Annotated in this window: 7 protein-coding genes and 1 pseudogene; 5 read left to right on the plus strand and 3 right to left on the minus strand. The window is 61.9% G+C overall.

All coding sequences use genetic code 11. From position 1 onward, the window contains the following. The 5 genes and pseudogenes from carB to ABI660_RS22590 form a co-directional block, all read left to right on the plus strand. Nucleotides 1-1,056, plus strand: a pseudogene (gene carB, locus ABI660_RS22570) (carbamoyl phosphate synthase large subunit); the annotation flags it as partial. 60 nt (nt 1,057-1,116) lie between these two features. Continuing rightward, on the plus strand, nt 1,117-2,091 hold the full coding sequence (locus tag ABI660_RS22575; RefSeq protein WP_348072363.1) for a helix-turn-helix domain-containing protein: 975 nt from the start codon (nt 1,117-1,119) through the stop codon (nt 2,089-2,091). A 115-nt stretch (nt 2,092-2,206) separates the two neighbouring features. Continuing rightward, nucleotides 2,207-2,935, plus strand: a complete 729-nt coding sequence (locus ABI660_RS22580; RefSeq protein WP_348072365.1) for an alpha/beta hydrolase — start codon at nt 2,207-2,209, stop codon at nt 2,933-2,935. 104 nt (nt 2,936-3,039) lie between these two features. After that, nucleotides 3,040-3,516, plus strand: coding sequence for a transcription elongation factor GreA (greA, locus tag ABI660_RS22585; protein ID WP_348072367.1), 477 nt, complete (start codon nt 3,040-3,042; stop codon nt 3,514-3,516). A gap of 163 nt (nt 3,517-3,679) precedes the next feature. After that, nucleotides 3,680-4,129, plus strand: coding sequence for a DUF4149 domain-containing protein (locus ABI660_RS22590; RefSeq protein WP_348072368.1), 450 nt, complete (start codon nt 3,680-3,682; stop codon nt 4,127-4,129). 18 nt (nt 4,130-4,147) lie between these two features. Here the strand turns inward: ABI660_RS22590 and folD are convergent, their stop codons facing one another. From folD to ABI660_RS22605, 3 genes are all read right to left on the minus strand, one after another. Continuing rightward, entirely contained in the window at nt 4,148-4,993 is an 846-nt protein-coding gene (gene folD / locus ABI660_RS22595; protein ID WP_348072370.1) for a bifunctional methylenetetrahydrofolate dehydrogenase/methenyltetrahydrofolate cyclohydrolase FolD, read from the minus strand. An 86-nt stretch (nt 4,994-5,079) separates the two neighbouring features. Further along, nucleotides 5,080-5,706 (minus strand): response regulator transcription factor, encoded by a 627-nt coding sequence (locus tag ABI660_RS22600; protein WP_348072371.1) that lies wholly within the window; start codon nt 5,704-5,706, stop codon nt 5,080-5,082. 36 nt (nt 5,707-5,742) lie between these two features. Further along, nucleotides 5,743-6,159 (minus strand): ATP-binding protein (locus tag ABI660_RS22605; protein WP_348072373.1); only part of this gene is annotated, 417 nt, incomplete at its 5' end.

A 6,159-nucleotide genomic window follows, 5' to 3' on the forward strand; every position in this document is an offset into this window, starting at 1 on the left:
GAGCAGCGCGACCTGGAGCGCTACATGCGCGAAGCCGTCAAGGTCAGCCATGACTCGCCAGTGCTGCTGGACCGCTTTCTGAATGACGCCATTGAATGCGATGTCGACTGCATTCGCGATCCTGAAGGTGTGACCTTCATTGGTGGTGTGATGGAGCACATCGAACAAGCTGGCGTGCACAGCGGCGACTCGGCCTGTTCACTGCCACCTTATTCACTGAATGCAGAAACTGTCACCGAGATCAAGCGTCAGACGGCGGCCATGGCAAAAGCCCTGAACGTCGTGGGTCTGATGAACGTGCAGTTTGCCATTCAGCATGTGGACGGCAAGGACGTGATTTACGTGCTCGAGGTGAACCCGCGTGCCTCGCGCACCGTGCCCTTTGTCAGCAAGGCCACCGGCATCCAGCTGGCCAAGGTGGCCGCGCGCTGCATGGTGGGCCAGACCCTGGCGTCGCAAGGCATCAGGAACGAAGTGACGCCGCCTTATTTCAGCGTCAAGGAAGCAGTGTTTCCCTTCGTCAAGTTCCCCGGCGTGGACACCATTCTCGGCCCCGAGATGAAGTCCACCGGCGAGGTCATGGGCGTCGGCAAGACTTTCGGCGAGGCCTTTGTGAAGTCGCAGCTCGGTGCTGGTACCAAGCTGCCGACTTCGGGCAAGGTTTTCCTGACGGTCAAGAACAACGACAAGCCGCGTGCCGTAGAAGTGGCGCGGGCGCTGGCGGCGCTGAAGTTCGACATTGTTGCCACCAAGGGCACAGCGGCAGCCATCAACGCGGCCGGCATTGCCTGCGGCGTGGTCAACAAGGTCACCGAAGGCCGGCCGCACGTGGTGGACATGATCAAGAACAACGAGATTGCACTGGTCATCAACACGGTGGAAGAGCGCCGCAATGCCATTGCGGACTCGCGGCAGATTCGCACTTCCTCGCTTCTGGCCAGGGTAACCACTTTCACGACCATCGCCGGTGCCGAAGCGGCGGTGGAGGGCATGAAATACCTGGACAATCTGACGGTTTATTCGGTTCAGGAACTGCACGCGCAACTTGCAGCCTGACGCGCGCGGAACGAGGTAAGCCCGCTTGCCCGTTGCGCCGAGGCGCGGTAGATTGTGCTTATGAACACGGCCGCAAGGTGTGGCGATTCGCCAGTACGCAAATGGTCTACCGATGTGGTCAAGCCGGGCCAACGGCTCGACTACTGGGTAGGCGCCATTTGCGAGGCTTTCCTGGAGATGGATTGCAGCTCCCGGGAAGACGCTACCTTTGACGGCACCTTGACCAGTGTCGGAGTGGATGTTGTTTCGCTGAATCAGGTCATCGCCTCCACGCAGGATGTATACCGCACGCCTGGTGGCATAGCACGCGGGCAGCAGCACCCGTACTACCTGATCACCCAGATGCGCAACGCCTGGCATGTGCGTCAGGGCGGGCACGTGGCATACCTCCGGCCCGGGGACTCGGTATTGGTCGATTCCGCCCATGCCTACGAACTCCATTTCCCTGATGCCGTGGGTTGCCTGTCGATCCAGATGCCGCGGTCATGGGTGGGGTGCTGGCTGGCTGAGCCTGAGAGCCGCGCACCGCGTGTTGTGGCCCGGGACCATGGGTGGGGAAAATCGCTGTCTGCATTGAGCCTTCAACTGGGCGAGGACCCGTCCGCCGCGCTGGCCTATCCCCCCACACTGTTGTCAGAGCAGATCGGCGCAACGCTCGCCGCGGCGCTCGAGCCCGCTTGCCGCAATCCGGTTTCCGCAACGCGGGACATCGTCTGGCGGGCGACGCAGGTATTGCGGCAGCGGCTGGATCAGTCCGGGCTGGTGGCAGGGGTTGTGGCGCAGGATCTGGGCATCTCGGTGCGTACCCTGCACCGCAGTTTTTCCGCACAGGGTGCCACCTTTGCCCTCACCCTGCGCCGGTGCCGCTTCGAGCAGGCCACGCGGCTGCTGGAACAAGGCAGGCTGTCCCACCTCACCATTGCCGAGATCGGGCGCCGCTGTGGCTATGCGGATGCGTCGCATTTTGTGCGAGAGTTCCGGCGCGTGGCGGGCAGCACACCTGCGTTATGGCGCAAGACCCGCTTTCCCTCCTGAACTGGCACGAATCGGCCACGATGGCTGCGCAAACCGGCCATATGGCGCCTGTTACCCGGCTAACCTTTGCACAGAGCACCGCCTGTCGGCGGGGCTGTGTTCAAAGGAGACATTGATGGCTGATACCTACGTTCTGGTTCATGGTGCCTGGCACACGGGCGAGTTGTTTGAGCCGGTGGCGGCGTACATCCGTGCCATGGGGCACGACGTGTGGTGCCCGACACTCGCGGGCAACAGGACGGGCGATGACCGCGCCACTGTCGGTCTGACGCAAGCCGCGCAGTCACTGGTGGATTACCTCGAGGAGAAAAATCTTACCGGCGTGCGCCTGGTCGGCCACAGTTACGGGGGCATGGCCATTTCCAGGGCCGCGGCGCTTGTGCCGGGGCGTATTCGCCGGCTGGTGTACCAGAACGCCTTTGTGCCCTTGAACGGAGAATGCCTGAACGACATGGTGCCACCGCACTACAAGGCCTTGTTCGACGGACTGGCAGCTGCCAGCGCCAACGCCGTCATGCTGCCGTATCCGATCTGGCGTGAAGCTTTTATCAATGATGCCGATGCTGCGCTCGCCGAAAGCAGTTTCGCCAGGCTTAATCCGCAGCCTTACCGCACCTTTACCGAGGCTGTTTCCTTGCCCACGGAGCTGGCGGCCCTGCAGATCGGGAAAAGCTATGTCAATGCTGAGCAGGACACCGCGATGCCGCACAGCATGCCCTGGCACCCGCGCCTGTCTGAACGCCTGGGCCTTTTTCGCCTGGTGTCCTGTACGGGGAGCCACGAAATCTGCTTCACCAACCCACGCTTGCTGGCCGAGAAAATAGTGGAGGCCGGGCGAGACTGAGGCAGCCCTCCACGAATGGGGCCCTGGCCTTTCCGGGCATAATTGAGGCATCAACTACCGCCGGGCAGATACGCCCGGCGTTTCGCTTTTGGAGGACTCAAACCATGGCAACCATTCCTATTACCAAACGGGGCGCAGAAAAGCTCAAGGCCGAGCTGCACCAGCTCAAGACCGTGGATCGACCCTGGGTGATCAACTCGATTTCCGAAGCGCGCGCGCAAGGGGACTTGAGCGAAAACGCCGAGTACGATGCCGCCAAGGACCGCCAGGGTTTCATCGAGGGCCGCATCCAGGAAATCGAAGGCAAGCTGTCGGCCGCGCAGATCATCGACCCGTCTGAGGTGGATGCAGGCGGCAAGGTGGTGTTTGGCTCCACCATTGAACTACAGGACGAGGATTCCGGCGACAAGGTGACTTACCAGATCGTCGGCGAGGACGAGGCCGACATCAAGCTGGGCCTGGTCAACATCAGCTCGCCGATTGCGCGTGCCCTGATCGGCAAAGATGAAGGCGACACCGCCGAGGTGCAGGCGCCGGGCGGCATCAAGCGTTACGAAATCATCGCGGTGATGTATATATAGTGACCCTACGGTCGCGCACTCCGTGTAGCTTCCTGCCCCCCGAGGGGGCCGCTGCGCCTGCGGGCCGGCAAAGCCGGACCCGCGGCCCCTGCTTGAAAAGAGTGCCCTCGGGGTCGATCTCACTGCCGTCCATTCGGAGCCTGGGGTGCCCCTGCCAGCAATCATGAACACCCGGTCCCGTATCAGCATTGTGTTGGCCGCCCTCTGGTGGGGCAGCCTGACCGGTCTGGGTTTTGTCGTGGTGCCGATGCTGTTCATTCACCTGCCGAGCCCCGCTGCGGCCGGCGCCATGGCCGCAAAACTGTTCACGACCCAGACTTGGCTCAGCGTGGCCTGCACCATGCTCCTGCTGCTGGTCTTGAATAAAAAAGAGGCTCCAGCCCTTTCCCCCTCTGCGCAAGAAGCTATGAAATTCATAGTGACCGGCCTGCTGCTGGCGGTGCTGGTGGAGTTCGGCGTGGCGCCGCGCATTGTCAATGCACGCGTTGACGGCGGCAACCTCAGGCTCTGGCACGGCCTGGGCAGCGCGATGTACCTGGCCCAATGGCTGGCTGCCGGCTGGACGCTGTGGTGCCTGAGTCAGGGTGCCAAAACGGCCGACGCCGAGACCTGAAGCGCCAGCCCGCAGTTTCTAGCTGCGTTCCGTCGCTTCCAGGGTGTTGACCAGCAACATCGTGATGGTCATCGGCCCGACGCCGCCGGGCACCGGCGTGATCCAGCCGGCCACTTCCTTCACGCCATCGAAATCCACATCGCCGCAGAGTTTTCCTTCGTCATTGCGGTTCATGCCAACATCAATCACCACCGCGCCGGGTTTGACCATGTCGGCCGTCAGTACGTTGCGCTTGCCCACTGCGGCGACGACCACATCGGCCTGAAGCGTCAGGGCCTTGAGGTTTTGCGTGCCGCTGTGGCAGACCGTGACAGTCGCATTTTTCTGCAGCAGCATCAGCGCCATGGGTTTGCCGACGATGTTACTGCGGCCTATCACCACCGCATGTTTGCCCTTCAGGTCATAACCGATGCTCTCGAGCATCTTCATGCAGCCGTAAGGCGTACAAGGCCAGAAGCCGGGCTGGCCGACCATCAGGGCGCCGGCGCTGGCCACGTGGAAGCCGTCCACATCCTTGGTTGGTGAAATCGCTTCAATGACCTTGTGTGCGTCAATGTGCGCGGGCAGGGGGAGTTGCACCAGAATACCGTGGATGGTTGGGTCGCGATTCAGCGCGTCCACGCGGGCCAGCAAATCGGCTTCGCTCAGCGTGGCCGGGTGGCGCTCCAGCACCGAATGCAGGCCGCTGTCTTCGCAGGCTTTGACCTTGTTGCGCACATACACCTGGCTGGCCGGGTTGTCGCCCACCAGCACCACGGCCAGGCCCGGAACGACGCCGCGCGCACGCAGTGCTGCTGCCCGCCGGGTGACATCCCCGCGCAATTGTTTCGACAGGGCGATGCCATCAATGAGTTGTGCAGTCATGGTTCAGTTTTTCAAGTAAAAACGCCCGCTGGCCAAGTAACCACGGGCGCAAGCAGCTATCCAAACGATAGCGGCAGGAAATCGGTTCAGGTCTTGGGTGCGCTCGAGCCCAAGGCGATTTTCAGCAGGTCGGCCACCGTGTTGGCGTTGAGTTTTTCCATGATGTTGGCGCGGTGCGCCTCCACCGTCTTGATGCTGATGCCCAGGTCGTCGGCGATCTGTTTGTTCAGGCGGCCGGCAACAATGCGTTCGAGCACCTGCGCTTCGCGCGAGGTGAGCTTGGCGAGCAGGGCGTCGCGGCTGGCCGACTGCTGGTGTTCACTGAAAGCTTCCTTGGCCTGGTCCAGCATGCGTTCAACCAGGCTGACCAGGGCTTCTTCCTGGAAAGGCTTCTGGATGAAATCCATGGCGCCTTTTTTCATGGTGTTCACGGCCATGGGCACGTCGCCGTGGCCGGTGATGAAAACGATGGGAAGCGGCGAATTGCGTTCGACCAGGCGGTCCTGCAGCTCCAGGCCGGTCATGCCGCCCATGCGGATGTCGACGATCAGGCAGGCGACTTCGCGCGGGTCGTAGCGGCTCAGGAAAGTTTCGGCGGAGTCGTAGCAACGGACGCGGTAGTCCTTGCCTTCGAGCAGCCACTGGAGCGAGTCACGCACGCCCTCGTCGTCGTCAACGACATAAACAGTACCTTTTTTCGGAATCAAGCTCATGCCAAACCTTTGCGTGGACGGTATCGGAATACCTTGTCAGGAAATGCCAGTTGGGGTGGCGGGCGCTTCTGCTGCGGCAGCTGGCAAAAGCAGGGGTGTCACGGGAATCCAGAAGGTAAACCGGCACCCCACCACTTCGTCACCATTGTAGAGGTTGTCGGCCTGCATTCTCCCCTGGTGCGACTCGACGATGCTGCGGCACAGTTTCAGGCCTATGCCCATGCCTTCGGCCTTGGTGGAGTAGAAGGCTTCGTAGAGCCGGCCCATCACCTCGGGCGACAGGCCCTTGCCCGAGTCCAGCACCGAAAACTCGATCACATCCTGGTCGTCGATGTTTTTCGGCACCACGCGCAGTTCCACGCTGCGCCGTGCGGTGGGCCGGCGTGCCTGGGCGATCGACTCGGCACCGTTTTTCATCAGGTTGATCAGCACCTGCTCGATCAGGATGGGGTC

The organism is Polaromonas sp. (assembly GCF_039930745.1).
In the GTDB taxonomy this organism is placed as follows: Bacteria; Pseudomonadota; Gammaproteobacteria; order Burkholderiales; family Burkholderiaceae_C; genus Polaromonas.